21 protein-coding genes, 2 tRNA genes and 1 pseudogene are annotated in these 26842 nt (G+C 59.6%); 10 read left to right on the top strand and 14 right to left on the bottom strand.

What is annotated here, in order from left to right:
- Positions 1–218: 218 nt before the first annotated feature.
- Both J5M57_RS17390 and J5M57_RS17385 read left to right on the top strand, forming a co-directional pair.
- The gene (locus tag J5M57_RS17390; protein ID WP_083367922.1) at positions 219–1535 is read left to right on the top strand and encodes a PAS domain-containing methyl-accepting chemotaxis protein; all 1317 of its coding nucleotides are present in this window, start codon (positions 219–221) and stop codon (positions 1533–1535) included.
- Between the two features lie 153 nt (positions 1536–1688).
- Positions 1689–2288 carry a flavin reductase family protein gene (locus J5M57_RS17385; protein WP_207847842.1) on the top strand — a complete coding sequence of 200 codons (600 nt, stop codon included), beginning with the start codon at positions 1689–1691 and terminating at the stop codon, positions 2286–2288.
- 91 nt (positions 2289–2379) lie between these two features.
- On the opposite strand, the pseudogene J5M57_RS17380 reads toward J5M57_RS17385, so the two are convergent.
- Positions 2380–2565 (bottom strand): annotated as a pseudogene (locus J5M57_RS17380) (hypothetical protein); the annotation flags it as partial.
- 45 nt (positions 2566–2610) lie between these two features.
- Positions 2611–4443: a gamma-glutamyltransferase gene (gene ggt, locus J5M57_RS17375; RefSeq protein ID WP_207848015.1), complete on the bottom strand. Its 1833-nt coding sequence runs from the start codon at positions 4441–4443 to the stop codon at positions 2611–2613.
- A gap of 174 nt (positions 4444–4617) precedes the next feature.
- Between ggt and J5M57_RS17370 the strand changes: the two genes are divergently transcribed.
- A complete protein-coding gene (locus tag J5M57_RS17370) occupies positions 4618–5727 on the top strand; it encodes a DUF2817 domain-containing protein (protein ID WP_207847843.1) in 1110 nt (369 codons plus the stop codon).
- Between the two features lie 131 nt (positions 5728–5858).
- Here the strand turns inward: J5M57_RS17370 and J5M57_RS17365 are convergent, their stop codons facing one another.
- Entirely contained in the window at positions 5859–7016 is a 1158-nt protein-coding gene (locus J5M57_RS17365) for an MFS transporter (protein ID WP_207847844.1), read from the bottom strand.
- Positions 7017–7064: 48 nt separating this feature from the next.
- Entirely contained in the window at positions 7065–9980 is a 2916-nt protein-coding gene (locus tag J5M57_RS17360; RefSeq protein ID WP_169843752.1) for an aldehyde dehydrogenase family protein, read from the bottom strand.
- A 207-nt stretch (positions 9981–10187) separates the two neighbouring features.
- Between J5M57_RS17360 and J5M57_RS17355 the strand changes: the two genes are divergently transcribed.
- On the top strand, positions 10188–10385 hold the full coding sequence (locus J5M57_RS17355) for a hypothetical protein (protein ID WP_207871979.1): 198 nt from the start codon (positions 10188–10190) through the stop codon (positions 10383–10385).
- A 328-nt stretch (positions 10386–10713) separates the two neighbouring features.
- Here the strand turns inward: J5M57_RS17355 and J5M57_RS17350 are convergent.
- Both J5M57_RS17350 and J5M57_RS17345 read right to left on the bottom strand, forming a co-directional pair.
- Positions 10714–10790 (bottom strand) — tRNA-Met (locus J5M57_RS17350).
- 115 nt (positions 10791–10905) lie between these two features.
- The gene (locus J5M57_RS17345; RefSeq protein WP_207847846.1) at positions 10906–12963 is read right to left on the bottom strand and encodes a methyl-accepting chemotaxis protein; all 2058 of its coding nucleotides are present in this window, start codon (positions 12961–12963) and stop codon (positions 10906–10908) included.
- 443 nt (positions 12964–13406) lie between these two features.
- On the opposite strand from J5M57_RS17345, the gene J5M57_RS17340 reads away from it, so the two are divergent.
- Positions 13407–14624, top strand: coding sequence for an MFS transporter (locus tag J5M57_RS17340; RefSeq protein WP_064589176.1), 1218 nt, complete (start codon positions 13407–13409; stop codon positions 14622–14624).
- Between the two features lie 183 nt (positions 14625–14807).
- On the opposite strand, the gene ychF is transcribed toward J5M57_RS17340, so the two are convergent.
- From ychF to J5M57_RS17300, 8 genes are all read right to left on the bottom strand, one after another.
- The gene (gene ychF, locus J5M57_RS17335; RefSeq protein WP_064589175.1) at positions 14808–15908 is read right to left on the bottom strand and encodes a redox-regulated ATPase YchF; all 1101 of its coding nucleotides are present in this window, start codon (positions 15906–15908) and stop codon (positions 14808–14810) included.
- 22 nt (positions 15909–15930) lie between these two features.
- The gene (gene pth, locus J5M57_RS17330; protein WP_064589174.1) at positions 15931–16515 is read right to left on the bottom strand and encodes an aminoacyl-tRNA hydrolase; all 585 of its coding nucleotides are present in this window, start codon (positions 16513–16515) and stop codon (positions 15931–15933) included.
- Positions 16516–16686: 171 nt separating this feature from the next.
- Positions 16687–17289 carry a 50S ribosomal protein L25/general stress protein Ctc gene (locus tag J5M57_RS17325; RefSeq protein ID WP_064589173.1) on the bottom strand — a complete coding sequence of 201 codons (603 nt, stop codon included), beginning with the start codon at positions 17287–17289 and terminating at the stop codon, positions 16687–16689.
- A 141-nt stretch (positions 17290–17430) separates the two neighbouring features.
- Positions 17431–18372 carry a ribose-phosphate pyrophosphokinase gene (locus tag J5M57_RS17320; protein WP_003171603.1) on the bottom strand — a complete coding sequence of 314 codons (942 nt, stop codon included), beginning with the start codon at positions 18370–18372 and terminating at the stop codon, positions 17431–17433.
- Positions 18373–18417: 45 nt separating this feature from the next.
- A tRNA-Gln gene (locus J5M57_RS17315) sits at positions 18418–18492 on the bottom strand.
- A 37-nt stretch (positions 18493–18529) separates the two neighbouring features.
- Entirely contained in the window at positions 18530–19381 is an 852-nt protein-coding gene (ispE, locus tag J5M57_RS17310) for a 4-(cytidine 5'-diphospho)-2-C-methyl-D-erythritol kinase (RefSeq protein WP_064589172.1), read from the bottom strand.
- A 2-nt stretch (positions 19382–19383) separates the two neighbouring features.
- Positions 19384–20001, bottom strand: coding sequence for a lipoprotein insertase outer membrane protein LolB (lolB, locus tag J5M57_RS17305; protein WP_064589171.1), 618 nt, complete (start codon positions 19999–20001; stop codon positions 19384–19386).
- A 3-nt stretch (positions 20002–20004) separates the two neighbouring features.
- Positions 20005–21729: a tetratricopeptide repeat protein gene (locus J5M57_RS17300; protein ID WP_169843761.1), complete on the bottom strand. Its 1725-nt coding sequence runs from the start codon at positions 21727–21729 to the stop codon at positions 20005–20007.
- A 316-nt stretch (positions 21730–22045) separates the two neighbouring features.
- Between J5M57_RS17300 and hemA the strand changes: the two genes are divergently transcribed.
- The 5 genes from hemA to murI are packed head-to-tail and all read left to right on the top strand — an operon-like array spanning position 22046 to position 26775.
- On the top strand, positions 22046–23332 hold the full coding sequence (gene hemA / locus J5M57_RS17295; protein WP_064589169.1) for a glutamyl-tRNA reductase: 1287 nt from the start codon (positions 22046–22048) through the stop codon (positions 23330–23332).
- The gene (gene prfA / locus J5M57_RS17290; protein ID WP_207847847.1) at positions 23329–24411 is read left to right on the top strand and encodes a peptide chain release factor 1; all 1083 of its coding nucleotides are present in this window, start codon (positions 23329–23331) and stop codon (positions 24409–24411) included. The genes hemA and prfA overlap by 4 nt, the downstream gene beginning before the upstream one ends.
- On the top strand, positions 24412–25242 hold the full coding sequence (prmC, locus tag J5M57_RS17285; protein WP_207847848.1) for a peptide chain release factor N(5)-glutamine methyltransferase: 831 nt from the start codon (positions 24412–24414) through the stop codon (positions 25240–25242).
- Complete coding sequence (locus J5M57_RS17280) at positions 25236–25991, top strand: molybdopterin-synthase adenylyltransferase MoeB (RefSeq protein ID WP_207847849.1); 756 nt, start codon at positions 25236–25238, stop codon at positions 25989–25991. The genes prmC and J5M57_RS17280 overlap by 7 nt, the downstream gene beginning before the upstream one ends.
- Positions 25984–26775, top strand: coding sequence for a glutamate racemase (gene murI, locus J5M57_RS17275; RefSeq protein WP_169843765.1), 792 nt, complete (start codon positions 25984–25986; stop codon positions 26773–26775). Before J5M57_RS17280 ends, murI begins: the two co-directional genes overlap by 8 nt.
- Positions 26776–26842: the final 67 nt, after the last annotated feature.

The raw sequence follows: 26842 nt of genomic DNA, 5'->3' as shown, positions 1-26842 counted from the left end.
CGGATACCTGCAACATGTTGTTGCAATTTGCCTTGAGGATACCTGAAGTGGCCGGGCCAGAGCGCTGGGTTTTACCTCCGGTCTTCGGGGGTAAACAAGATCGATCGCCAGTCGGGATTATTTTTGACCGGCCGGTCTCAATCGCTCTTCAGAAAAGTTTTCCAAGGCCGATGGTTAGGCTGCATCCCGCTTTCTACCCTGCCTATCGGTACTTCCCCATGTTCAACAAACGCCTGAAGCAAGAGCTGGCCACTCTTCGTGAAGAACTTTCCAGCCTGCTGCAAGTGAAGGAAAGCCTGGAAAGCGAGATGCTGGTGCTGACGCTGGAGCCCGACGGACGCGTGCAGTCGGTCAATCAGAACTTTCTCGCCGAGATGCTCTACAAGAGCCAGGATCTGGTGGGGCGCGCCATTGAGGACATCGTTCCGGCGCATGTGAAGTCCGATGAATTTCATCATCGCTTCAAGGCTGCACTGACCCGTGGCGAGCATTTCGCGGGGGCCGTGCGCCTGCTTCGCGGTAATGGCGAAGAGGCGTGGCTGCGCTCCATCGTGCAACCGGTGCGTTCCTCGGACGGGCGGATCAAGCATTTCTCGATTTTCTCCAGCGACCTGACCCGCACCATCGAAGCCTCCCGCGAGCACGAAAACCTGATCGGTGCGCTGGTGCGCTCCACCGCAGTGATCGAGTTCGACCTCAACGGCAACGTGCTCAACGCCAACGAGCGCTTCCTCAGCGGCATGGGTTACAGCCTGGCGCAGATCAAGGGCAAGCATCACCGGATGTTCTGCACGCCTGATGAGTACAACAGCGCCGAGTACCAGAATTTCTGGCGTCGCCTGAACAACGGCGAGTTTGTGGCCGAGCGTTTCAAGCGGGTCGACAGCCATGGTCGTACGGTGTGGCTGGAGGCGTCCTACAACCCGGTGCTCGATGCCAACAACAAACTGTACAAAGTGGTGAAATTCGCCACAGTCATTACCGATCAGGTCAATCGCGAACAAGCGGTAGCCGACGCGGCCAGCATCGCCTACAGCACTTCGCAGCAAACCGACAGCACCGCCCAGCGCGGCACCACCGTGGTGACTGAAGCGGTGAATGTGATGCGCGATCTGTCGCGACACATGCAAGCCGCCGGTGAAGGCATCGAGGCGCTGAACGAGCAGTCGCAGGTGATTGGCACCATCGTCAAAACCATCAGCGGCATTGCCGAACAGACCAACCTGCTGGCGCTCAACGCTGCCATCGAAGCGGCCCGCGCCGGCGAGCAGGGTCGAGGCTTTGCGGTGGTGGCCGACGAAGTGCGGCAACTGGCGTCGCGCACCAGCCAGGCGACCGAAGAGATCGTCACCGTGGTGCGGCAGAACCAGGAAATGGCCCGCAATGCCGTGGCGCTCATGACCGACGGCAAGCTGCAGGCCGAGCAAGGCCTGGCGCTGGCGGCAGAGGCGGGCACGGTGATCGTCGAGATTCAGGACGGCGCGCAGAAAGTGGTGGATGCAGTCGGCCAGTTTGCCAACCAACTCTCCAACTGACCTGCACCGACTTTTGTAGGAGTGAGCCTGCTCGCGATGACGGTTGGACATTCAATAATTGTGCTGACTGATCCACCGCTATCGCGAGCAGGCTCACTCCTACAGGTCACAGGTGGCGCTACAATCGGCTCCTTTTCCCCGGAGCAGATTCCCATGAGCGCTTCCCACCGCCACCCGGTTCCCTTGAACAAAGCCTACCGTCTGCTCAACCACGGCCCGACCGTGCTGGTCAGCGCCGCCCATGACGGCCAGCGCAACATCATGGCCGCCGCCTGGGCGATGCCGCTGGATTTCGAACCGCCGAAAGTCGCGGTGGTTCTCGACAAGTCCACCTGGACCCGGCAGTTGCTCGAAGCCTCGGGCACCTTCGTGCTCAACGTGCCGTGCGCCAATCAGGCCGACATCGTGCAAACCGTCGGCAACACGTCGGGGCTGGAGATCCAGCAGAATCAGGGGCATGACAAGTTTCAGGCTTACGGCCTGCAGACCTTCGCCGGCGAAACAGTCGAAGCGCCGCTGCTCGAAGGCTGCGTCGCCTGGCTCGAATGCCGCTTGCTGCCGGAGCCGCGCAATCACGAGCAGTACGACCTTTTCCTCGCCGAAGTCATCGCCGCCCACGCCGATGAGCGCGTGTTCAGTGACGGGCGTTGGCATTTCGAAGGGCATGACGGTTTGCGCACGTTGCACCATGTGGCGGGCGGGCATTTCCTGACGATTGGCGATGCGGTGGTTGGCAAGACGCTAGCGGTTTGAATAATAACTTTGCGTGCATGTTTGATCTTTGGCCCAATCATAAAAAATCCGATGCCTGTACGGGCATCGGATTTTTTATGCGCGGCAGTAATTACGTAACCGGCTGAACGTTATCCAGCGCCTGATTCACCGCCAGCTCACTCAGCATGACGATTTGCGCAATACCCAGTGCGGTCTTGCGGTGCGAGGTGTCCAGTACAGCGGCGAAGTTGTTTAGCATCTCGGTGACCGAGCCTAGTGTTTCGCTGGCATTGGCCAATAGGGATTCGGTGTCGTACACCGGCCTGCCTTGCGGCAAGCCTTTTCTTCGCACCTTGTCGCTTCAATCCCCCAACGCTTCCCCTTCACGTCGTGGATCCGCACCACCTGCCAACGACGCTTTCCCTTGTGCATCCTTGACCCGCACGATGGCCTGGGTGCCGCTGGTCATGTCGATTTCATTCACCGTGTGACCTTTGTCCTTCAGCGCCTGAATCAGCGCCGGGCTGAACTGGCCTTGTTCCAGTTCGGTCGGGCCGTTGCGGCTGCCGAAGTTGGGCAGGCTGATGGCGCTTTGCGGGTCGAGGTTCCAGTCGAGCAGGCCGACGGTGGTCTTGGCCACGTATTCGATGATCTGCGAGCCGCCCGGTGAGCCGACGCTGGCGAGGAATTCCCCGCTGTGGCGATCGAAGATCAAGGTTGGCGCCATCGACGAGCGTGGGCGTTTGCCGGGTTCGACGCGGTTGGCGACTTTCTGCCCGTTCTCTTCGGGAATGAACGAGAAGTCGGTCATCTGATTGTTCAGCAAAAAGCCCTGAACCATCAGATGCGAGCCGAACGCTGCTTCGATGGTGGTGGTCATCGACACCGCGCCGCCCATGTCATCCACTGCCACCACTTGCGAGGTGGAGATGCGCAGCGGCGAGCGATCCGGCGCGTAGGCCACCTGCACGCCCGGTGGGGTGCCCGGCTTGGCGCTGCCCATGCTGCGTTCACCGATCAGGCTGGCGCGGCTGGCGAGATAGCCGGGGTCGACCAGGCCTTTGACCGGCACCGGCACGAAATCGGTATCGGCGACGTATTGCGCGCGGTCGGCATAAGCCAGGCGTTCGGCTTCGGCGATCAGGTGCACCGCTTGGGGATCGGGTTCGATGCCGGCCGGTTTGTTGGTTTTCAGCGGTTTGAGCGGCGTGAGTGACAGACGCGGGTCGCGGGTTTCCAGGGCCTGCAAGGTGCCGAGAATCTGCGCCACGGCGATCCCGCCCGATGACGGTGGCGGCATACCGCAGACCTGCCAGCGTTTGTAGTCAGTGCACAGCGGTGCGCGTTCTTTGGCTTTGTAGCCTTGCAGATCCTGCAACGACAGGCTGCCGGGGTTGGTGTGGCCTTGCACCTTGGCGACAATCTCTTCGGCGATCGGGCCTTTGTACAGCGCGTCCGGACCTTCGTTGGCGATGCGCTTGAGCACAGCCGCCAGCGCCGGGTTTTGCAGGCGGGTGCCGACGGCTTTGACGCTGCCGTCGCGGTTGAGGAAGTACGCGGCCATGTCGGGTGACTTACGGATCACCGGGTCGGATTCCAGCAACGAATGCAGGCGTGGAGAAATCGCAAAACCCTGCTCGGCGAGTTTGATCGCCGGCTCAAACAGCGTGGTCCACGGCAGGCGACCGTGTTGTTGGTGCGCCAGCTCCAGTGCACGCAGCACACCCGGTGTACCGACCGAGCGCCCGCCGATCTGCGCCTGCGGGAACGGCATCGGTTGGCCGTCGGCTTGCAGGAACAGCTTCTCGGTGGCACCCGCCGGTGCGGTTTCGCGGCCGTCGTAGGTGCGCACCTGTTTGCCGTCCCACAACACGATCATCGCGCCGCCGCCGATTCCGGAGGATTGCGGCTCAACCAGCGTCAGCACTGCTTGCATCGCAATCGCCGCATCAATCGCCGAGCCGCCCTTGCGCAGCATCTCGCGCCCGGCCTCGGCGGCCAGCGGATTGGCGGCAGCGGCCATGTGTTTGCTGGCATGACGGGTCTGCAGATCGGTGCGATAACCGGACGCAGCTTCCGGGGCCAGCGGCAAGGTCGAAGAGGGCGGGGCGTTGCACGCGGTGAGGGTCAGGGCGCTGATGATCAGCGTCAGGGCAGGCAGGCGAAAGCGGCTCAGGGGCAGGGCTGGAAACACGTGGTGCTCTCCGTCCATGGGGTGAAAGGTCTGACGGACTTTATCGACCGGTCGGTCGCGACGCAAACCGATGGGCATTTTTGTCTTTCTTTTCGGGGCGGATGTTCGCTAGGGTCAACCGCAATCGACCGACCGCACACGTCCTTACAATTACTAGATCAACAAGAGACTGATATGCACAGCGCGTTCCCCACCGAATCCAGCTACCGCAATCAACGCGAGCAGTTTCTCGCCGCCGCCCAGGCCGCCGGCGCCACGCTCACCTCGTACGCACATCCGCGCTGTGGCCCCTTTGGCGAACCGCTGAGCACCGACGTCGCCGTGCTCGGTGATCCGCAGGCCAAACGTCGGCTGGTCGCACTCAGCGGCACTCACGGGGTCGAGGGCTATTACGGCTCGGATTGCCAGAACGAATGGCTGAAGACCTTTGTGCCGGGCTCGCTGCCCAAGGATGTCGCGGTGGTGATGGTGCACCTGATCAACCCGTGGGGCACCGCGTGGCTGCGGCGGGTCAACGAAGACAACATCGACCTCAACCGCAATCACCTGGATTTCGCCGGGCCGTTGCCGGACAACCGCGCTTACGCGGCCTTGCACGAGATTTACGCCTGCACCGATCTGAACGGCCTGGAGCGCGCGCGGGCCGACGCCTTGCTCGATGCGCAGATTGCCGAACACGGCTGGCCGGCGGTGATGTCGATAGTCGAGGGCGGTCAGCACAGTCACCCCGATGGTCTGTTCTACGGCGGCCGCGCGCCGAGCTGGTCGAATCGCACCTTGCATCAAATCATCGACGAGCACCTGGCGGGCGCTGAAACCCTGATGTGCTTTGACCTGCACACCGGCGCCGGCGAGTACGGCCATCCGATGTTGCTGACCATCACTCAAGCGCCTTATCCGGCACTCGCGCACGCCCAGTCGATCTACGGCCCATGGCTTTACACGCTGCACACCGGGGCCGACACCTTGAGCGAAACCGGTGTCGCGGCGACCGCCACCGGCTACACCTCGCAGGCGCTGCTCAATGCATTGCCGGGCGTGCAACTGATGCCGTTCGTGATCGAGTGTGGAACGTATCCGGGACCGGAGGTGCATCGATATTTGCGCGATGACCAGTGGCTGCATCTGCATGGCAATCCGCTGGATGCGACGGGGCGGACGATCAAGTTGAATCTGCTGGAGCAGTTTTATCCGGCCGATCCGGACTGGCGCGCGATGGTCGGGTTGCGGACTCGGCAGATCTGGGCGAAAGGGTTGTCAGCGTTGGGCAACTGGTCGCAGTAAATAATGGCATTTGCTGTCGGCACTTTGCTTCAGGCAGAAAAAACGGCCTACCTTTCGGTAAGCCGTTTTTAGTGCTTGTACAACGTCAAAACCGACGTCGTCGAAGAACCACTCCCAGACCTCAGCGTGTGTTATCGCAGCGCCTTCACCCTGACCGTCCTCTTGAACAGCGGCAATGCGAACAACACAAACAGCGCAGCCGCAGCAGACAGCGCTAACGGCAGGCCGTGCGCACTGGTTGTCATCGCTGCGCTGCTGACCAGGGGGCCGAGTAAACTGCCTACCCCCCATAAAAAACCGGCGCTGGCATTCGCGGTGACCAGATCCGGGCCTTTGAACCCTTCGCCGATCAGAATGATCGCCAGGGTATAAACTCCGCCGGCAACGGCCCCGAGTACCACCAGGCTTGGCCAGAGCAAGTAGGGATAGTTCATTAACCACGGCAGGCAGACACCGATTGCCAGAGAAAGCACACCGCACCCCAAGTAGACAATCGGTCTGGCAACGTTGTCCGAGAGCCAGCCCAGCGGGAACTGGAAGGCCGCGTCACCGAGCAGAATCACCGTCACCATGAGCGCAGCGAATTTGATGGCATAGCCGTGATCGGCAGCGTAAACCGGAAACATCGACAGGATCACGCTATCGAAAAACGAGAAAAAGATGATGCCCATGCACAGCGCCGGCGCCACTTGAATGAAGCCCAGCACCGAGAACGTCTTGCTTTCCGAATGCCCGTGATAATCCTCCTGTCTCGGCAAGGTGAACCAGATCATCCCTAGCGCCAACAGATGTCCGGCTATTACCACACTGATCACCTGAGGTCCGGCGGTGCCGAAGAGGGCCACCATCCCTGGCCCGAGTAGCTGGAAAACCGTAAAGCAGGTGGTGTAGATCGCAACAACCCGGCCTCTGTAGTGGTCCTCGGCGATTTCATTCACCCAGGATTCCCCCAGAATAATGATGATCCCCGCCGCCAACCCCATCGTAAACCTGGCCAGTGCCAGGCCGTACACCGTCGAAGCGAAGAACTCGACGGCGGCCACGCTCAGGGTCGACAGCGCGAAACAACCCAAATAAATATGTCGACGGCTCAGCCGCTGGCAGATCCAGTCCACCAGAAAGGCCGACAGCATCATCCCGGCCGCGGGCAGTGCCGACATCACACCGATATGCACAGCCGACGCTCCTGCCTGGTACAGGCGCAACGCGACCACTGGCACGGTCGAACCGATACATAACCCGACAATGGAAACGCCGAGTACCAGCGCCGCCAACAATAATCTATTCATTCATCACACCTCAGGCTCACTGCCTATCGATAGCCGGCCCACGCACGCTCAAACTGCCACGAGATGCTCGTGGATATCCCGTTGAGGCAACGTCGGTTTGGCAATCCGCACGCCGTTCACATACAGACAGGACGCCGCGACCCCATAACCGCCGTAAGGGTTGTAGCCTTTCTCCACGACATGCAGATCGGTGTTGTTCAGCACCGTCTCTGCGGCATGTTTGCCGGACGCCACCAAACTGTCGATGTAGCCGCTGCTGCCAAACAACGACACGTACATGGAGTTGGGCGCATAGAGCGGATGTTCGAAATAACCCGCCAGCTCCTCGTCATCGGCATAAGGTTGAACAAAGAACACAGGGGCAAAAAACTCTTTGTAGTTGCCGCCCAGCGACAATGGCCGCTCGAACACGGTCGGACGGATCAAGCCGCTGATCGGATTGATCTCGCCGCCATAAGTGCAGTGTTCGCGATACTCCTTGAACATTTTCACTACTTTCAACGTATGGTCAGGGTCGCTATTAGGTCCGACGATGTTCTCTTTGCGTGCGTAATCGCCCACATAGTCCTCGCACTTGATCAGCTCTTCGCGCAATCGACGAATAAACTCGCCGTAGACCTGTCGATGCACAAGGATGCTGTTGGGACCGGCGCAATCCTGCCCCTGGTTGTACAACACCACCCGCAACGCACTTTCGATCGCGGTGTCGATCGATGCATCGGCCGACACGACCAGGGGGTTATGGCCCGCCCCGTTGAGGATGAACAAGGTGCGCTTGAGGTAGGACTTTCTGACTTTGGTCGCGTTTTCCGGCGTGCCGGTGAAAATAACCACATCGGACATCGCAGCGGTCTGGCTGACGAACGTCTCTTTGTCGGCAAAAGAGATGTTCAGGTTCGGAAAGAAGCGCTCCAGCTGCAACGACTCCAGCAACTTCCTATAGTGCGAGTGCATCGCTGTCGGCGGTCGAAGCCAGGCTGAATCGGCCAGCAACGAAGGAATAATGCCAAAGCAAGTCGTGGCATAGATCGGCTGGTTGAGCGGCAAGTAACTGGTGACGCAACGCACCCTGCGTTCAAAGAACGGGCTGTTAAGCTCCAGGCACTCAAGAAACTCGACACACCGCTCAATCTCATCCACCGCCACGTTGTAGCACTCGAACCCCGAAAGGCTCTCGGCAATCGCCTCACTGTTGCTTCGAAGATGCTGCGCGAAGGCTGCGGCACGGGCTTTGACCTCTTCGAAGTCGATGGCTTCCAACACCCGCCCGTCCTCTCGCGGCAGCTCGCTCGTGGTCATCGGGCGCGGGACTTCGGACGACTCGGTGTTGGCTTGATTGAACTGCACTTCGCTCATGGTTTCACTCTCCCTGTATTGAACTGCCTGTTTGATCCGTGATTCGAGTTGTGCACAAAAAGCCTGAACACCCAGACGATTGATGTACCCGTAGAGTCGCGGCCCGCTTTCCTCGCCGAACAGGCAGGTGTAAAGCATCCGGTAAGCATCACCGGGACTGGAGACGCCAACTTGATCGAAGATTTGCGTGATCTGTTCGCGAGCAACCGGTCCCGGGAGGACCGCCAGTTGTTTGAACTGCTCTGAAAGCCTATACAGCGTCGACTCCCCGTGCTCAGTGAGTAGCCGTGGCTGAAAAAGTGGGGCTACCCGTTCCTGGTAATAGGTAAATGCTTTCTGGACCACATCGGTAAAGCCGTCATCCGCCAGGATGTCCTGCCGGGTTTTGTCGTGCTGAAGCAGGTAGTGGTAAGCCGCATCAATGTCATCTGGATGGCAGGCGGTAAAGATGTTCAGCATCCGCTGGTAGGTGGTGCAGCGCTTGCCATGGCGCGGTGGGCGATGGAAATAGCCGACGGGGTTGTCATCGTCGCCCTCGACCATACGCGCATGGTCAGCCCGGTAATTGTCATAGGCCTTGATCGACACCTGAGGGTGGAAGCGAGTGGTGCGATAAGGGTTGTTGAACATGAAATGCTGCAACGCCCCCTCGGGCATGTACTTGCTGACTTGCTCCAGAGAAAAGCCGTTGCCTTTGCTTTTGGAAATTTTCTTGCCAGCGATGTCGGTAAACAGCCCGTACTTCATCAGGATCGGCGCTCGCACATCCAATACCTGGCAGATATCGCGCACCGTATTCGCCGAGTCAGTCAGGTCTTCGCCATGCATTTCAAAAGCAATATTGCGGTGAATCAAGCGCATTGCCCAATCGGCCTTCCATTGCAACTTGCAGTGACCATCCAACACCGACGTGGTGATGTCTTCGCCAATCGGCTCGTCGGCGTAATACTCCTGTGATGTGATGCTGTACTCCTCGCCTGGCCGGTTGATCAGCAGGTCTGGCGGAATTTGATAGACAATTTCTCCGCGCTGCACATCAACATGCCGAACCACCAGATGCTCGATGATCCGCCCTGAAAAACGCGAGACGGGCATGAACATGCTGTAGCTCTTTCTACGGGTAATTCCCAGACGTGAGGCCACAACCTGATTGATCGCCTCCATTCGAGAGAGAAACTGCTTGATGGTCGAGTTGTAGTAACCGGATCGATAGAGCGCACTGTTTTCAATCAGTTGATAGTCGAGCGCATAGGGCATCAGTACCTGATCAAGTCGAGCGTTAATGCCTGCCGACAGGCTGCCCGCCTGTTCGAAAGGGTCGGGGATATCGCACAACGGTAGCCCCAGACAACTTTGCAGGCGCTGCGGTTGAGGGAATGTTCCAGGTACTTTTCGCAGCGCATCCAGATCGTCGGAAACAATAAACAGCCGGGTTTCTTTGCTGGATATTTTCTCGAATGCTGTTTTTACGATGCTGACGCGCAACACCTCACACAACGTGCCGATATGGGGAAGCCCGGAGGGTCCGAAACCCGCGCCAAACGCGACGACCCCATTGTTATCGGCAGTTCTTTCCTGAATTTGCCGAGCAAGACTCTTCCACCACATGCAGTGAACTCCCTGTTAGATGCATCAAAAGACCCGCCCCACCCAAGTGGACGTCCGTTAAAAAGGCTCAGGCAATCGCTGACAGGCAGGGCAAAGCACCCGGCCAGTTATCAGGAAGGCAATAGGTTCAATAACGACTTAGTGTTTTTGGGGGGGAGGAGAGAAAGTAAAGGCAAACAAAATGCTGCGACGACGACTGTTCACAACATGGCTATCGAAAAGGGCGATATCCGGACGGACACGCGCGATGAATCGATGTGGGCTCAATACGGAAGGAGGCATGAGAGTATCAATAACCAGATATTCGCAAACGCGTTTACCAACGCGCTCGCCATGTTCGATTACAGGCAGGCGAAAAAACGCCTACCAACCCTTGTAAAAATGAAGCTCCTGATCTGGTACTGATGTGTGCCGTCATCCGACTCAACCTTGAGAAATGACTGACACGATCAACGGAAATAGCCTACGTCAGCGGCTCATCAGAAATCAATCCCTCGGGCGTCAACTACACGAAGCAAAACCACAAGGGTTCATGCTGCTCTGAAGAGGCGTCCGATTACCTGACTGCAACTGGGCAAGCGCCCTGGAACAACCTTGGTCAGTGGCTGATTACCGATGGTGATGGGAGAGGGGCGGGGGAGACAAACTGGAATTCCAGACACAAGAAAGCCCGCACTGGGCGGGCTTCTTGTTTTGATTTTTAGACATCCTGAGATATCTATAAATCGGTACTTGGTGGCTACACAGGGACTTGAACCCCGGACCCCAGCATTATGAATGCTATGCTCTAACCAACTGAGCTATGTAGCCAAGTGGCGCGCATTATTCCCCTGAAATGGAAAAGCGTCAAGCGTAAATTTAAAATATTTCTTCTTATTTTCAACCGCTTATCCTCCAGCCCGGAAAATCCGGGCCGGGCAGGGCATCAACGCAGCTGAAATCTTGCCGTATTGGCGCTCAAGGCATGGCTGCCCTGGCTCAGGGTGTCCGCCGCCAGATTCACCGCACGTGCACCTTCCAGCAAACGCATGGCCGCTTGATCGACCTGCTGGATATTGCCGCTCACCTCATCGGCAGTGCTGGCCTGTTCCTCCACCGCCGTGGCGATCTGCGCCAGGGTGTCGGTAACGCTCTGCACCGCACTGGCGATTTCGCCCAAGCGTTCGCCCAGCCCGGTCACCGCTTCGGCGTCGGTTTGTGCCTGACCGCACGCTGCTTCCATCAGGCTCACCGCTTCGTTGACCGTGGCGCGCAGGCTGTCCACCGTAGCGGCGATCTGCGCGGTCGATGACTGGGTGCGTTGCGACAGGCTGCGCACTTCATCGGCGACCACGGCAAACCCGCGACCCTGTTCGCCGGCGCGTGCTGCTTCGATCGCGGCGTTGAGCGCCAGTAGGTTGGTCTGCTCGGCCACACCGCGAATGGTGTCGACCACCAATTGAATCTGCTGGCCTTGTTCGCTGACCCGGCCCAGCGCCGCCGCCGTGTCGTTCAAACGTTGATTGAGCTGCTGAATGCTCGCGGTGGTGCGCTGGCTGTCGCGGCTGCTGTCGGCGGCGATGCGCCGGGTGTGCTGGGCGCTGCCGGAGGCCTGTTCGCAACTCTGCGCCACACCTTGCGAAGTGGCGGCCAGTTGTGTCGCGGCGGCGGCGATCTGGCTGATCTGCAATTGTTGCGCTTCGACTTCGCTCAGCGCGCCGCTGGAGTGATCGTTGAGGCTGCGCACGGCGTGGCTCAGTTGCAAGGTTTCTTGATCGACGCCAAGCATGCTGTTGCGCAGTTGCACCACGGCGACGTTGAGCGCAGTGCTGATCGCCGCCAGTTCATCGCGGCCCACTACTGGCACTTGCAGGCTCAGGTTGCCGTCACGCAGGGCTTCGGCGAGCAAGGTGATGCCGCTGGCGCTGCGCCGGATCGAGGCTTGCAGGCAGACGAACAGATACAGCGCCGCCAGCAACAGGCAGCCGAACACCGCGGCGACCAGCATGAACTGGCGAATCGCCGAGGTGTGATAGGCGTCGAGGCGCTGATCCAGCGATACCAGCGATTGCTGGCGCAACGAGGCAAGATCGCCGAGCAGTGCATCGAGGCTGCGTTCGAAGTCTTCGGGCTTGAGGCTGATGCTGCCGCCGAACACCCCGTCATCCAGCACCTTGAGACCGACATCGAGGCGTTTCAGGCTGTCGTGGTACTGGCCGGCCCAGGTCCGCAGATCACTCGGCAAACGCGCTTCGAGCAGGCCGGCGGTTTTCACCAGTTGTTCGCGGGCATCACCAATCCGGCCGCGCAGGTCGCGCAATTGCAGGCGGCTCTGCAGGGTGAACTGGCCCGAGACCACCGAAGCCTGACCGACAGCGGCGAGGCGGCCAACGCGCTCGATCAGGTCCGGGGCGTGCTGCGTGGAGATCTGCGTCAGCAGGTAGGTTTCCAGCCATGGCGCGAGGGTCAGGCGGTTGTCCATGACGATCTGTTCGCGCAATGCTTGCAGGGCGCTGAGGGCGTTGGTGAAACGGTCATAGCCATCCGGCCACCAGCCGACGCTGCTCAGGCTTTTCGAATCCAGGCCGCCGAGTGCACTTTGCAGGGCTTGAAAGCGGGCAAGGGTTTCACCTTCGGCGCCTTCCTTGCTCAGTGCATTGCCCAGGTCGCTGGTGGCTTGCACGAGCGCCGGTTGCACGGCGTCGAATGCGGCCATCGCAGCGAGCGTGGCCGGAGTCGGCTGGCGATTGGTCTCGGTGGCACGCCAGCGAGCGGCGCGGTCGCGCTGGGCGGCGAGCAGGTTGTCCAGCGCATCGAGGCTGAGCAGCTGGCGCACGCCGGCACGTTCGCCGGAAATCAGGTTGAGCTTGTCGCGATAGTCCTGGCCGATCATCAACAGGCTGCCGGCCAACGGCAGAATGAACAACAGAAACAACAGCTGGAATTTACGCGCGAATCCAAACCGCCCCAGCAATTTGATCCCCGGTGACAAGAAAGCCTGCATGCCTCATGACTCCTCTGGACACCACGCACCAATGGCGCGCATCGCGGTTGTGCAACCTCGATGTGGTGCCCTGCTAAAAGGCCTCGAAAGTTCACTCTCGCCCGCTCTGTAGGCCGGCTCTGTAGCGAAACTTCCCATTCTCGGCGACCTTTGTAAGGCCACCGCGTTCGAGGGGAGAAGCAAGGCAAGATTCAGACCATGGCGTTGCGCTATCACTTGGGCGATCGCATATCCCATGTAGGAGCTGCCGCAGGCTGCGATCTTTTGACTGTGCTTTAAAAAAACAACATCAAAAGATCGCAGCCTGCGGCAGCTCCTACAGGGATTGATGAGTTATGAAGTTGGACGTTAGTTAGCTCGCTAAGGGGATGGCGTTGGCGCACCGAAAAATGGCACATTGACGCACCTGCCTGCGGGCACCCATCTGCTGTCCGGAAACTTCCATGGCTATCAGCAACGCTCAGACCGCCGCTGCCTCGGCGCCCGCTGCTCCGCAAAGCAGCCCACTGGTGATGCGCATCATCGGCGCCGTGGCGCTGGCGCATTTGATCAACGACCTGATTCAGTCGGTGCTGCCGTCGATCTACCCGATGCTCAAGGCCAACTATGGCCTGAGTTTCACCCAGGTCGGCCTGATCACCTTGACGTTTCAATTGACCGCATCGCTGTTGCAACCTTGGGTCGGTTACCACACCGACCGTCATCCGAAACCCTGGCTGTTGCCGGCGGGTTCGATTTGCACGCTGATTGGCATCGTGATGATGTCGGTGGTCGGCAGTTTCCCGCTGATTCTGTTGGCGGCGGCGCTGATCGGTATCGGTTCCTCGACGTTCCACCCCGAGGCCTCGCGGATTGCGCGGCTGGCGTCGGGGGGGCGCTTTGGTCTGGCGCAATCGACCTTCCAGGTCGGTGGTAACGCCGGCTCTGCGTTCGGCCCGTTGCTGGCGGCGGCGATCATCATCCCGTTCGGCCAAGCCAATGTGGCGTGGTTTGGCCTGTTCGCGGTGTTTGCCCTATTCGTGCTGTACCGCATCAGCCGCTGGTACGCCCATCACCTCAATCTGTTCAAGCTCAAGGCCGGTCAGGCCGCGACTCACGGGTTGTCGAAGGGCAGGGTGACCAGTGCATTGGTGGTGCTGGGGCTGTTGGTGTTTTCCAAGTATTTCTACATGGCCAGCCTGACCAGTTACTTCACCTTCTACCTGATCGAGAAGTTCGACCTGTCGGTGGCCAGTTCGCAGCTGCACTTGTTCCTGTTCTTGGGCGCGGTAGCGGCAGGCACATTCTTCGGCGGGCCGATCGGCGACAAGATCGGGCGTAAGGCGGTGATCTGGTTCTCGATCCTCGGCGTGGCACCGTTCACGTTGCTGATGCCTCACGTCGACCTGTTCTGGACCACCATTCTCAGCGTGGTCATCGGTTTCATTCTCGCCTCGGCGTTCTCGGCGATTGTGGTGTACGCGCAGGAACTGGTGCCGGGCAATGTCGGGATGATTGCCGGGGTGTTCTTTGGTTTGATGTTCGGGTTCGGCGGGATTGGTGCGGCGTTGCTCGGGCATCTGGCGGACGTGCACGGGATTGAGTACGTGTATTTCCTGTGCTCGTTCTTGCCGTTGTTTGGCGTGTTGGCGATCTTCTTGCCGCGTACCAAAAAGGCCTGACCTCACACAATTAAAACTGTAGGAGTGAGCCTGCTCGCGATAGCGGTGTGTCAGTCAGCACCTCTGGAGCAGATAGAACGCAATCGCGAGCAGGCTCACTCCTACAGGGAAAATGTGTTCAGGCATAAATTTCAGGCACAAAAAAGCCGCGTATCAAACGCGGCTTTTTCTTGGGGGTAACGCTTACACGTTAAAGCGGAAGTGCATCACGTCGCCGTCTTTGACGATGTAGTCCTTGCCTTCCAGGCGCCATTTACCGGCTTCCTTGGTACCGGCTTCGCCCTTGTACTGGATGAAGTCGTTATAGGCGATGACTTCGGCGCGGATGAAGCCTTTCTCGAAGTCGGTGTGGATCACGCCGGCAGCCTGAGGTGCGGTGGCACCGACTTTGACGGTCCAGGCGCGGACTTCTTCGACACCTGCGGTGAAGTAGGTCTGCAGGTGCAGCATTTCGTAACCGGCGCGGATCACGCGGTTCAGGCCAGGCTCTTCCAGGCCCAGAGCCTCGAGGAACATGTCTTTCTCTTCACCGTCGTCGAGCTCGGCGATTTCCGCTTCGATCTTGTTGCAGACCGGAACCACCATGGCGCCTTCTTCTTCGGCGATGGCCTTGACCACGTCCAGGTGCGGGTTGTTCTCGAAGCCGTCTTCAGCAACGTTGGCGATGTACATGACCGGTTTGGTGGTCAGCAGGTGGAAGCCTTTGATCACGGCTTTTTCATCGCTGCTCATGTTCTTCATCAGGCTGCGCGCAGGCTTGGCTTCGGTGAAGTGAGCGATCAGTTGCTCCAGCAGGGCTTTCTGAACGACGGCGTCCTTGTCACCACCCTTGGCGTTGCGCGCGACTTTCTGCAGTTGCTTCTCGCAGCTGTCGAGGTCGGCGAAGATCAGTTCCAGGTCGATGATTTCGATGTCGCGCTTCGGGTCGACGCTGTTCGACACGTGGATCACGTTGTCGTCTTCGAAGCAGCGCACGACGTGAGCGATGGCGTCGGTTTCACGGATGTTGGCCAGGAACTTGTTGCCCAGGCCTTCACCTTTCGAGGCGCCGGCTACCAGGCCTGCGATGTCGACGAATTCCATGGTGGTCGGCAGGATGCGCTTCGGATTGACGATGGCCGCCAGTGCTTCCAGACGTGGATCCGGCATCGGCACGATGCCGCTGTTCGGCTCGATGGTGCAGAAGGGGAAGTTCTCGGCCGCGATACCGGATTTGGTCAGGGCGTTGAACAGGGTGGACTTGCCGACGTTAGGCAGGCCGACGATGCCGCAATTGAATCCCATGGTGTTTCCCCTCGGATTAGAGTCAGGCCTTCTGGCTGTGCAGGTTTTTCATCGCGCGGTTCCATTCACCGGCGAGGATATCCGGCAGCACGCCGAGGGCAAAGTCGATGCTGGCATCGAGTTTTTCCTGTTCGGCGCGTGGCGCGCGACCCAGGACGAAATTTGAAACCATACTGGCGACGCCCGGGTGGCCGATGCCAAGCCGCAGGCGGTAGAACGTATTCTGATTGCCCAGTTGCGCGATGATGTCGCGCAACCCGTTGTGACCGCCATGGCCGCCGCCCTGCTTGAGCTTGGCGACGCCCGGAGGCAAGTCGAGTTCGTCGTGCGCCACCAGGATTTCTTCAGGCTTGATGCGGAAGAAACCGGCGAGTGCCGCCACGGCCTGGCCGCTGCGGTTCATGTAGGTGGTGGGAATCAGCAGACGAACATCCTGACCCTGATGCGAATAGCGCCCGGTCAGGCCGAAATATTTGCGATCGGCCACAAGATTGACACCTTGCGCGGCTGCGATGCGCTCAACAAAAAGGGCCCCTGCGTTATGCCGGGTCTGGTCGTATTCGGCGCCTGGATTTCCCAGGCCAACGATCAGTTTGATGGCAGTCACGATAGGGGCCCTTCCTTGGAGTGGTGGATAACATCGCAGCGATCAGGGAAAGCGGCGAAAGTGGACGAAAAATGCTCATTTACCATGGATGTAAACTCCGCGTTCTCGCCCGCTTTCTCGCTACGTTCCAGTCCGCGATGTTACTTGCTCACTCAGGCATGACAGAGTGAATTACTCTGCTGCGCCTTCTTCGGTAGCTTCTGGAGCAACACGTGGAGCGTGGACGTTGGCAACAGCCTTGTCATCGCCGTGTGCCAGAGCAACGAACTCAACGCCTTTAGGTGCTTTGAGGTCGGACAGGTGAACGATTGCACCGATTTCCAGAGCCGACAGATCGACTTCGATGAACTCAGGCAGATCTTTCGGCAGGCAAGTTACTTCGATTTCGTTCAGGACGTGCGAGATCTCGCCGCCTTTCTTGACCGGAGCTTCTTCACCAACAAAGTGCACAGGCACGATAGCGGTCAGTTTCTGGCCAGCTACAACGCGTACGAAGTCAGCGTGCATCACGTGGCCTTTGGCCGGGTGACGCTGCAGAGCTTTGATGATGACGTTCTGCTTTTTGCCGCCAACGTTCAGTTCGATAACGTGGCTGTAAGCAGCATCGTTTTCGAGCAGTTTGGCAACTTCTTTGGCCAGCATGCTGATGGATTCAGGGGCTTTGTCGCCACCGTAAACAACAGCTGGAACCAGAGCGGCGAGACGACGCAGGCGGCGGCTCGCACCTTTCCCCAGGTCGGAACGCACTTCAGCATTCAGAGTAAAATCGTTCATTTTGTATCTCCAAAATAGCCATGACCGAGTGGCGTTTGCGACCAGCGCCGAACACGGTATGGGCAAAAAAGCCCCGCCCCGGCAGGAATGCCGGGGCGGGGCGCTTTTCGTCAACGAGACATTTCGAGAAGGGCAGGGCCCTTAACGGAACATCGCGCTGATCGATTCTTCATTGCTGATGCGGCGAACCGCTTCGGCAACAACCGGTGCGATATCCAGTTGACGGATACGTGCACAGGCTTGTGCTGCAGCGGACAGCGGGATGGTGTTAGTCACCACCAGCTCGTCCAGCACGGAATTTTCGATATTCTCGATGGCCCGACCCGACAGCACAGGGTGTGTGCAGTAGGCAAAGACCTTGGCTGCGCCATGCTCTTTCAAGGCCTTGGCCGCGTGGCACAGAGTGCCGGCGGTATCGACCATGTCATCGACCAGAATGCAGGTACGCCCTTCGACATCACCGATGATATGCATCACTTCAGAGTGATTGGCTTTCTCACGGCGTTTGTCGATGATCCCGAGATCCACGCCCAGGGATTTGGCAACAGCACGTGCACGCACGACGCCACCAATGTCCGGGGACACGATCATCAGGTTTTCGAAGCGCTGATCTTCAATGTCATCCACCAGAACCGGGGAGCCGTAGATGTTATCTACCGGAATATCGAAGAAACCCTGAATCTGGTCAGCATGCAGATCAACCGTGAGAACACGGTCGATGCCGACTACGGTAAGCATGTCAGCGACGACTTTCGCGCTGATAGCCACACGTGCGGAACGCGGACGGCGATCCTGACGGGCATAACCAAAATAAGGAATAACAGCAGTAATACGAGTAGCCGAGGAGCGGCGGAAGGCATCAGCCATCACTACCAGTTCCATCAGGTTATCGTTGGTCGGAGCGCAAGTCGGCTGAATAATGAAAACGTCTTTACCGCGAACGTTTTCATTGATCTCGGCAGTAATTTCGCCGTCGGAGAACTTACCGACAGAGATGTCACCGAGAGGGATATGCAGCTGACGTACAACACGCCGAGCCAGATCGGGGTTAGCGTTCCCCGTAAAGACCATCATCTTGGACACGCGCAGTACCTAGAGGCTGAGGGTAACCTGGATGAGTATAGAAAATGGCAGGGGCGGCTGGATTCGAACCAACGCATGGCAGGATCAAAACCTGCTGCCTTACCGCTTGGCGACGCCCCTGTATCTGTTGCTTCAAGTGCCTTGCACTTGATTCCTTTTAGAGCAGACTTTGCAGCTTGCGATGCAACATCGAAACGTTGCTTCCTTTTGCTACAAACCCTGTAAGGGTCTCTGTCAGAAGGGCCGAGACTTTATCAGCTTCAGCTTTGCTTGGGAAGCCCCCAAACACACAACTTCCAGTGCCGGTGAGTTTTGCTTCGGTAAATTTACCTAACAAATCCAATGCGTTACGTACCTCTGGATAACGCCTTGCAACCACCGGTAAGCAGTCATTTCGACTGTTTCCCTCGGGAACGGGGCGCACTTTAATGGGCGGCGTGTTACGTGTCAACAAAGGATCGGAAAAAATTTCTGCCGTACTTACAGAGACTTGCGGAACGAGCACCAGATACCACGGTTCTTCGGGTTCGACCGGGGTCAGTTTCTCGCCCACGCCTTCGGCAAATGCCGCGTGGCCCCGGACGAAAACCGGAACGTCGGCACCCAGTGCCAAGCCGAGTGCGGCCAGGCGATCTTCATCCCAGCCCAGCTGCCACAGGTGATTGAGTCCGAGCAGGGTGGTGGCCGCGTTGGAGCTGCCGCCACCGATGCCGCCGCCCATGGGCAACACTTTGTCGATCCAGATGTCGATGCCCAACGTGCAGCCGGATTGCTGTTGCAGCATTTTCGCCGCGCGCACGATCAGGTTGCTGTCGTGAGGCACGCCGGCAAATTCGGTATGCAACTGGATCACGCCGTCGTCGCGCACGGCGAAGGTGATGTCGTCGCCGTAATCGACGAACTGAAAAATGGTCTGCAGTTCGTGATAGCCATCTTCGCGACGACCGAGAATATGCAGCATCAGATTGAGCTTGGCTGGCGACGGCAGCGTCAGGCGTGGAGCGCTCATGCTTATTGTCCCAGCTTGCGCGGCTGCCAGGTCTTGATCACCAGCGTCACGTCCAGATCGGTGCCGTGCAGTTTGATCCGCTCGGGCAGCCAGTAACCGTTTTGCTCGGCGTAGCTGAGGTACTCGACCTGCCAGCCATCCTGTTCCAGGTTGGCGAGGCGACTATTGTTATCGAGGGACAAACGGCTTTTGCTGCTTGGCGCAGGCAGGCCACGAACCCACCAGGCCAGATTGGACACCGGCAGTTTCCAGCCGAGTTGCTCTTCGAGCAGTGCTTCGGGCGACTCGGCGTCATAGCGGCCCTGGTTGGCAACTTCCAGCGAAACCTTGCCCGGACGCCCGGTCAGACGCGCAGCGCCACGACCCAGCGGGCCGGACAGGCGAATGTCGTAGTAATCCTGACGCTGCAGCCAGAACAGCGTGCCGCTGCCGGAATCTTTCGGCGCGCGGATACCGATCTTGCCGTCGATCTGCCAGCCGTCGAGGCCGGTCAGCTGCTGCTTGTTCGCGGCCCATTGAGCCGGACTGCCGTGGCCCTCGACCGATTCGCGAGCGCCGAAGCCCGCGCAACCGGCGAGCAGGGCGATGAAGCTGAAAACAATAACGTGGCGCAAAAACATGAGTTAAAGAGTCTCTGATCCGGTCAGGCGCTTGATGGTGCTGCGCAGGATAGTGCTGTCGGGCTGATCCTTGAGGAACTTGCCCCAGATTTGTTTGGCTTCACGCTGATTGCCCTTGGCCCACAGGACTTCGCCCAGGTGCGCGGCAACTTCGTGGTCCGGGAAACGCTCCAGCGCCTGGCGCAAGTATTTCTCGGCATCGTCCAGATTGCCCATGCGGAAGTTGACCCAGCCGAGGCTGTCGAGCACGGCAGGGTCTTCCGGGTTGATCCGGTGCGCCTGTTCGATCAGATCCTTGGCTTCCGCGTAGCGGGTGGTGCGATCGGACAGGGTGTAACCCAGGGCGTTGAGCGCCATGGCGTTGTCCGGGTCGCGCTTGATGATCAGGCGCAGGTCTTTTTCCATCTGCCCCAGGTCATTGCGTTTTTCCGCGAGCATGGCCCGGGTATAGAGCAGATTCAGGTCGTCGGGGTATTGCAGCAGGGCTTGCTGCAAGACTTTCCAGGCCTTGTCGTCCTGTTTGTTGGCCGACAGGGTTTCGGATTCGATCAGGTACAGCTGGATCGCATAATCCGGTTGCGCATCGCGCTCGGTCGCCAGTTTGCTTTGCGCTTCGGCGGTCTTGCCGTTGTTCATCAGAATGTCGGCCTGACGCAGCTGCGCCGGCAGATAGTCATTGCCCGGGCCCACCTGCGCATATTCGATCAGTGCGCCCTGCGGGTCGTTGCGTTCTTCGGCGATGCGGCCAAGGTTCAGGTGTGCTGAGTCGACATGGCTTTCCCGGGCGATCAGGTCTTCCAGGTAACCTTTGGCCTCGTCCCAGGCTTTGGCTTCCAGGCACACCAGCGCCAGCGAGTAACGCAGTTCGTCGTCTTCCGGGTATTGCTGAACGAGGGTGGAGAACTCGACCTTGGCGTCGTCCATCCGGTCCTGTTCGACCAGCGTGCGCGCATAGGTCAGGCGCAGGCGCTTGTCATCCGGGTATTTCTTGATGTTTTTGCGCAGCAGCGGCAGGGCTTCATCACCACGATTCATGGTTTGCAGCAGACGGGCGCGCAACAGGATTGGGGCGATCTCGCCGTCTTCCGGCGGGTTGTCTTCGAGCAGGGTCAGTGCGGCTTTGTTGTCGCCGTCCTGTTGCAGCAGCAGGGCCTTGCCGAAAATCAGCTGGCTGTTCTTCGGGTGGCGCTGCAGCAGGCGATCGAAACTTTTCATCAGGCCGTTGCGGGTTTCCTGATCGGTGTCGGCGGCCGACAGCGCGAGGAAATCGAAATGGGTGTCGCCCTTGCCCTGCAGGACTTTCTCCATATAGACCATGGAGTCGTCATAACGCCCGGCGCGGGCCAGTTGCACGGCGGCGGCGCGTTGCGCTTCGAGGTCGTCCGGGGCGTTTCTTGCCCAGATCAGTGCGGTGTCCAGCGCAGGCTGGTCGGCGCCCAGGTACTCGGCGATGCGGAACGCGCGCTCGGAAACGCCCGGATCCTGGGTATTGATGGCCTGGGTCACGTAGTTGTCCAGGGCAATGTCGAAACGATTGCGCTGGCCGGCGAGTTCGGCGCTCAACAGGCTGAAAACGGTTTCCTCGCTGAACGAGCTGTAAACCTTGGGCTTTTCAGGCGTGGGCGTGGTGTCTTCGACCGGCGGCGTACCGTCCGGCGACACGGGTGCCATGGCCTGGCAGCCGCTGAGGAAGACAAAAGCAAGGAGCAACGCGGAAGATCTATTCATATAGGAAAAGGACGACTAACCTGCGGTCGGATCATCATGACACAAGCCTTCGGCCAAACATAACCGCTCAGGCAATTTACCCTATCCCGTACAGGAGCTGCCGCAGGCTGCGATGTTTTGATCTTGCTTCTGATCCGCAAAAACCAGAATCAAAAGAGCGCAGCCTGCGGCAGCTTCTACGGGGGCGATGTGTACATGAACGAGAATGGATCGCAGCAGGCAGTGGATACAATAAGGGCGATAGATATCCAATAGTTGTTCTGAATCTGACGAAGTAGGACAATTGCCGGCTTCACGTCACCATCAGCGACCTTGAATGGCCTTCCTTGCACTCGGTATTAACCACAAGACTGCTTCAGTAGACGTCCGCGAGCGCGTGGCCTTTACCCCTGAGCAGCTGGTGGAGGCCTTGCAGCAGCTCTGCCGACTCACCGACAGCCGCGAAGCTGCGATCCTCTCCACCTGCAATCGCAGTGAGCTTTATATAGAACAGGATCAGGTTTCTGCTGATCTGGTCCTGCGCTGGCTGGCTGATTATCACCATTTAAGCCTCGATGAGCTGCGCGCCAGTGCTTATGTGCACGAAGATGATGCGGCAGTTCGTCACATGATGCGCGTCGCCTCCGGGCTCGACTCGCTGGTGCTGGGCGAACCGCAGATCCTCGGGCAGATGAAATCGGCCTACGCCGTGGCCCGCGAGGCCGGCACCATCGGCCCGCTGCTGGGACGCCTGTTTCAAGCGACGTTCAATGCCGCCAAGCAGGTGCGCACCGACACGGCCATCGGCGAAAACCCGGTGTCCGTGGCGTTTGCCGCGGTCAGTCTGGCCAAGCAGATTTTCAGCGACCTGCAACGCAGTCAGGCGCTGCTGATCGGCGCCGGCGAGACCATCACCCTGGTCGCCCGCCATTTGCATGAGCTGGGGGTCAAGCGCATCGTGGTTGCCAACCGTACGCTGGAGCGCGCCAGTCTTCTGGCCGAGCAGTTCGGCGCGCATGCGGTGTTGCTTTCGGACATTCCGGCGGAGCTGGTGCGCAGCGATATCGTGATCAGTTCGACCGCCAGCCAGTTGCCGATTCTCGGCAAGGGTGCGGTCGAAAGCGCGTTGAAGCAGCGCAAGCACAAGCCGATCTTCATGGTCGACATCGCCGTACCGCGCGATATCGAGCCGGAAGTCGGCGAGCTCGACGACGTTTACCTCTATAGCGTCGACGATCTGCACGAAGTGGTCGCCGAAAACCTCAAGAGCCGGCAGGGCGCAGCCCAGGCGGCGGAGGAGATGGTTTCGGTCGGCGCCGACGATTTCATGGTGCGCCTGCGCGAACTGGCGGCGGTCGATGTGCTCAAGGCCTATCGGCAACAGAGCGAACGCCTGCGCGACGAGGAGCTGCAAAAAGCCCTGCGTCTGCTGGCCAACGGCGGCAACGCCGAAGAGGTGCTCGGGCAACTGGCCCGTGGCCTGACCAATAAACTGCTGCATGCGCCTAGCGTGCAACTGAAAAAGCTTTCTGCCGAAGGCCGCCTCGATGCGCTGGCCATGGCCCAGGAACTCTTTGCCCTCGAGGGCTCACCGGATAGTTTTTCGGATAAAAAACCGCAATGAAAGCGTCACTGCTCAACAAGCTGGACATCCTCCAGGACCGTTTCGAGGAACTGACCGCGCTGCTCGGCGACGCCGAAGTCATTTCCGATCAGACCAGGTTTCGCGCTTATTCCAAGGAGTACGCCGAACTGGAGCCGGTCGTACACGCCTATAAAAAGCTGCTTGGCGTACAAAGCGATCTCGAAGGCGCGCAGGCGCTGCTCAAGGACAGCGACCCGGACATGCGTGAAATGGCCGTGGAAGAAGTCCGCGAAGCCAAAGAACTGCTGATCACGCTGGAATCCGACCTGCAACGCATGTTGCTGCCCAAGGATCCCAACGATGGGCGCAACGTGTTTCTCGAAATCCGCGCCGGTACCGGTGGCGATGAGGCGGCGATCTTCTCCGGCGACCTGTTCCGCATGTACTCGCGTTACGCCGAGCGTCGCGGCTGGCGTGTGGAGATCCTTTCGGAAAACGAAGGCGAACACGGCGGCTATAAAGAAGTCATCGCCCGCATTGAAGGTGACAACGTTTACGGCAAGTTGAAATTCGAATCCGGCGCGCACCGCGTACAGCGTGTACCCGCCACCGAATCCCAGGGCCGTATTCACACCTCGGCCTGCACCGTGGCGGTGTTGCCCGAGCCGGACGAGCGCGAAGCCATCGAGATCAACCCGGCGGATTTACGCGTCGACACTTACCGCTCCTCCGGGGCCGGTGGTCAGCACGTCAACACGACCGACTCGGCGATCCGCATCACGCACATACCGACCGGCACCGTCGTCGAGTGTCAGGAAGAACGTTCCCAGCACAAGAACCGTGCGCGGGCGATGGCGTGGCTCGCAGCCAAACTCAATGATCAGCAAACCGCAGCGGCGGCCAACGCGATCGCCAGCGAGCGTAAATTGCTCGTCGGTTCCGGTGATCGCTCCGAGCGTATCCGCACCTACAACTTTGCTCAGGGACGGGTCACCGACCATCGCGTCAACCTGACCCTGTACTCCCTCGACGAAATTCTTGCCGGTGGCGTTGACGCGGTGATCGAGCCTTTGCTGGCCGAGTACCAGGCCGACCAACTTGCGGCGATAGGTGAATAAATGACCATCATTGCCAGCCTGTTGCGCGCCGCCGAATTGCCGGACTCGCCCACCGCACGCCTGGATGCCGAAGTGCTGCTGGCGGCGGCCCTGGGCAAGCCGCGCAGCTTCCTGCACACCTGGCCCGAGCGCATTGTGCCCAGCGAAGCGGTGCTGGTTTTTACCGAGTATCTGCAGCGGCGTCGCAGCGGTGAGCCGGTGGCCTACATCCTCGGTCAGCAGGGGTTCTGGAAGCTCGACCTGGAAGTCGCGCCGCACACCCTGATCCCGCGTCCGGACACCGAATTGCTGGTCGAAGCTGCACTGGAATTGCTGGCGGCAACCCCGGCAAGCGTCCTCGACCTGGGCACAGGCAGCGGCGCGATTGCCCTGGCCCTGGCCAGCGAACGCCCGGCGTGGCAGGTCACGGCGGTGGATCGCGTGCTCGAAGCCGTGGCCCTCGCCGAGCGCAATCGCCAGCGCCTGAACCTGAGCAACGCCACGGTGCTGAGCAGTCACTGGTTCAGCGCCCTCGCAGGCCAGCGTTTCAATCTGATCATCAGCAACCCGCCGTACATTGCCGCCACCGACCCGCATCTGGTCGAAGGCGATGTGCGCTTCGAGCCGGCCAGTGCACTGGTCGCCGGTGTCGACGGGCTCGATGATCTGCGCCTGATCGTCGCCCAGGCCCCGGAGCATCTTGAAGCCGCTGGCTGGCTGATGCTCGAACACGGCTATGATCAAGCCGAGGCCGTGCGTGATCTGTTGCTCACTCGCGGTTTCGAAGAAGTCCACAGCCGTACCGATCTGGGCGGCCATCAACGGATCAGCCTGGGGCGCCTGCCGTGCTGAATGATCAGGAATTGCTGCGCTACAGCCGGCAGATTCTGCTGCAACACATCGACATCGATGGGCAACTGAAGCTCAAGGACAGCCGCGTGTTGATCGTCGGCCTTGGCGGACTCGGCGCGCCGGTTGCGCTGTATCTGGCGGCGGCCGGCGTCGGTGAGCTGCACCTGGCGGATTTCGACACGGTCGACCTGACCAACCTGCAGCGCCAGATCATCCATGACACCGACAGCGTCGGCATGAGCAAAGTCGACTCGGCGCTCAAGCGCCTGGGCGCGATCAATCCCGAGATTCAACTGGTTGCCCATCGTCAGGCGCTGGACGAAGACTCGCTGGCCGCCGCCGTTGCCGCAGTGGACCTGGTGCTCGACTGCTCCGACAATTTTTCCACCCGCGAAGCGGTCAACCTCGCTTGCGTCGCGGCGCGCAAACCGTTGGTCAGCGGTGCGGCAATTCGTCTGGAAGGGCAGTTGTCGGTGTTCGACCCGCGTCGCCCGGAAAGTCCGTGCTACCACTGCCTGTACGGGCATGGCAGCGAGGCCGAGCTGACTTGCAGCGAAGCCGGCGTGGTCGGGCCGCTGGTAGGGCTGGTCGGCAGTCTGCAAGCGCTGGAAGCGCTGAAGGTGCTGGTCGGTTTCGGCGAGCCACTGGTGGGCCGCTTGCTGCTGATCGATGCCTTGGGTTCACGCTTCCGTGAATTGCGGGTCAAGCGCGACCCGGGTTGCAGCGTTTGTGGTTCGCAGCATGCGTGAGGCACCGATCGCGGTGTTCGATTCCGGTGTCGGCGGCTTGTCGGTACTGGCCGAGATCCAGCGTTTGCTGCCCCATGAGTCCCTGCTGTATTTCGCCGATTGCGGGCACATTCCCTACGGTGAGAAATCCCCCGAGTTCATCCGCCAGCGCTGTAACGTAATGGCCGGATTCTTCCGCGAGCAGGGCGCCAAGGCTCTGGTGATCGCCTGCAACACCGCTACGGTGGCCGCTGTCGCCGACCTGCGCCGGGATTTTCCTGACTGGCCGATCGTTGGCATGGAGCCGGCGGTCAAACCCGCCGCTGCCGCGACCCGCAGCGGTGTGGTCGGGGTACTCGCCACCACCGGCACATTGCAGAGTGCCAAGTTCGCCGCGTTGCTCGACCGCTTCGCCACCGATGTGCGGGTCATCACCCAGCCGTGTCCCGGTCTGGTTGAGCTGATTGAAAGCGGTGATCTGCACAGCGCCGAGTTGCGCGCATTGCTGCAGCACTATGTCGAGCCGCTGCTGGCCAATGGTTGCGACACGATCATCCTCGGCTGCACCCACTATCCGTTTCTCAAGCCGATGCTCAAGTCGATGCTCCCCGAAAGCATCAGCCTGATCGACACTGGCGCGGCTGTGGCGCGGCAACTGCAGCGGTTGCTGGCCGAACGTGATCTGCTCGCCGCGGGGCCGAACCGACCGGTCAGATTCTGGACCAGTGCCGATCCTCAGTTCTTCCGCAACACCCTGCCCCTGCTGGGCCAAGTCGCCGGTGACGTTGAAAGATTCAGCTTGTAAAAAAAATGTGAAATATCTAAAAAGTCAGCTGAACTTCTTCTCAAGCGCTGATTTCTATACCGCTGGG

The sequence above is a fragment of the Pseudomonas sp. 86_A genome (assembly GCF_017491705.1).
Lineage (GTDB): Bacteria > Pseudomonadota > Gammaproteobacteria > Pseudomonadales > Pseudomonadaceae > Aquipseudomonas > Aquipseudomonas koreensis.
The sequence above is the reverse complement of the archived record's forward strand: the minus strand, read 5'-3'. Positions and strand labels throughout refer to the sequence as shown.

Coding starts and splice junctions, on each gene's coding strand:
- murI (WP_169843765.1), top strand. CDS start 25,984: ATGCGTGAGGCACCGATCGCGGTGTTCGATTCCGGTGTCGGCGGCTTG.
- ychF (WP_064589175.1), bottom strand. CDS start 15,908: ATGGGATTCAATTGCGGCATCGTCGGCCTGCCTAACGTCGGCAAGTCC.
- prfA (WP_207847847.1), top strand. CDS start 23,329: ATGAAAGCGTCACTGCTCAACAAGCTGGACATCCTCCAGGACCGTTTC.
- ispE (WP_064589172.1), bottom strand. CDS start 19,381: ATGAGCGCTCCACGCCTGACGCTGCCGTCGCCAGCCAAGCTCAATCTG.
- J5M57_RS17385 (WP_207847842.1), top strand. CDS start 1,689: ATGAGCGCTTCCCACCGCCACCCGGTTCCCTTGAACAAAGCCTACCGT.
- J5M57_RS17370 (WP_207847843.1), top strand. CDS start 4,618: ATGCACAGCGCGTTCCCCACCGAATCCAGCTACCGCAATCAACGCGAG.
- J5M57_RS17325 (WP_064589173.1), bottom strand. CDS start 17,289: ATGAACGATTTTACTCTGAATGCTGAAGTGCGTTCCGACCTGGGGAAA.
- J5M57_RS17355 (WP_207871979.1), top strand. CDS start 10,188: ATGGCTATCGAAAAGGGCGATATCCGGACGGACACGCGCGATGAATCG.
- J5M57_RS17365 (WP_207847844.1), bottom strand. CDS start 7,016: ATGAATAGATTATTGTTGGCGGCGCTGGTACTCGGCGTTTCCATTGTC.
- prmC (WP_207847848.1), top strand. CDS start 24,412: ATGACCATCATTGCCAGCCTGTTGCGCGCCGCCGAATTGCCGGACTCG.
- J5M57_RS17300 (WP_169843761.1), bottom strand. CDS start 21,729: ATGAATAGATCTTCCGCGTTGCTCCTTGCTTTTGTCTTCCTCAGCGGC.
- J5M57_RS17345 (WP_207847846.1), bottom strand. CDS start 12,963: ATGCAGGCTTTCTTGTCACCGGGGATCAAATTGCTGGGGCGGTTTGGA.
- J5M57_RS17360 (WP_169843752.1), bottom strand. CDS start 9,980: ATGTGGTGGAAGAGTCTTGCTCGGCAAATTCAGGAAAGAACTGCCGAT.
- lolB (WP_064589171.1), bottom strand. CDS start 20,001: ATGTTTTTGCGCCACGTTATTGTTTTCAGCTTCATCGCCCTGCTCGCC.
- J5M57_RS17340 (WP_064589176.1), top strand. CDS start 13,407: ATGGCTATCAGCAACGCTCAGACCGCCGCTGCCTCGGCGCCCGCTGCT.
- J5M57_RS17390 (WP_083367922.1), top strand. CDS start 219: ATGTTCAACAAACGCCTGAAGCAAGAGCTGGCCACTCTTCGTGAAGAA.
- hemA (WP_064589169.1), top strand. CDS start 22,046: ATGGCCTTCCTTGCACTCGGTATTAACCACAAGACTGCTTCAGTAGAC.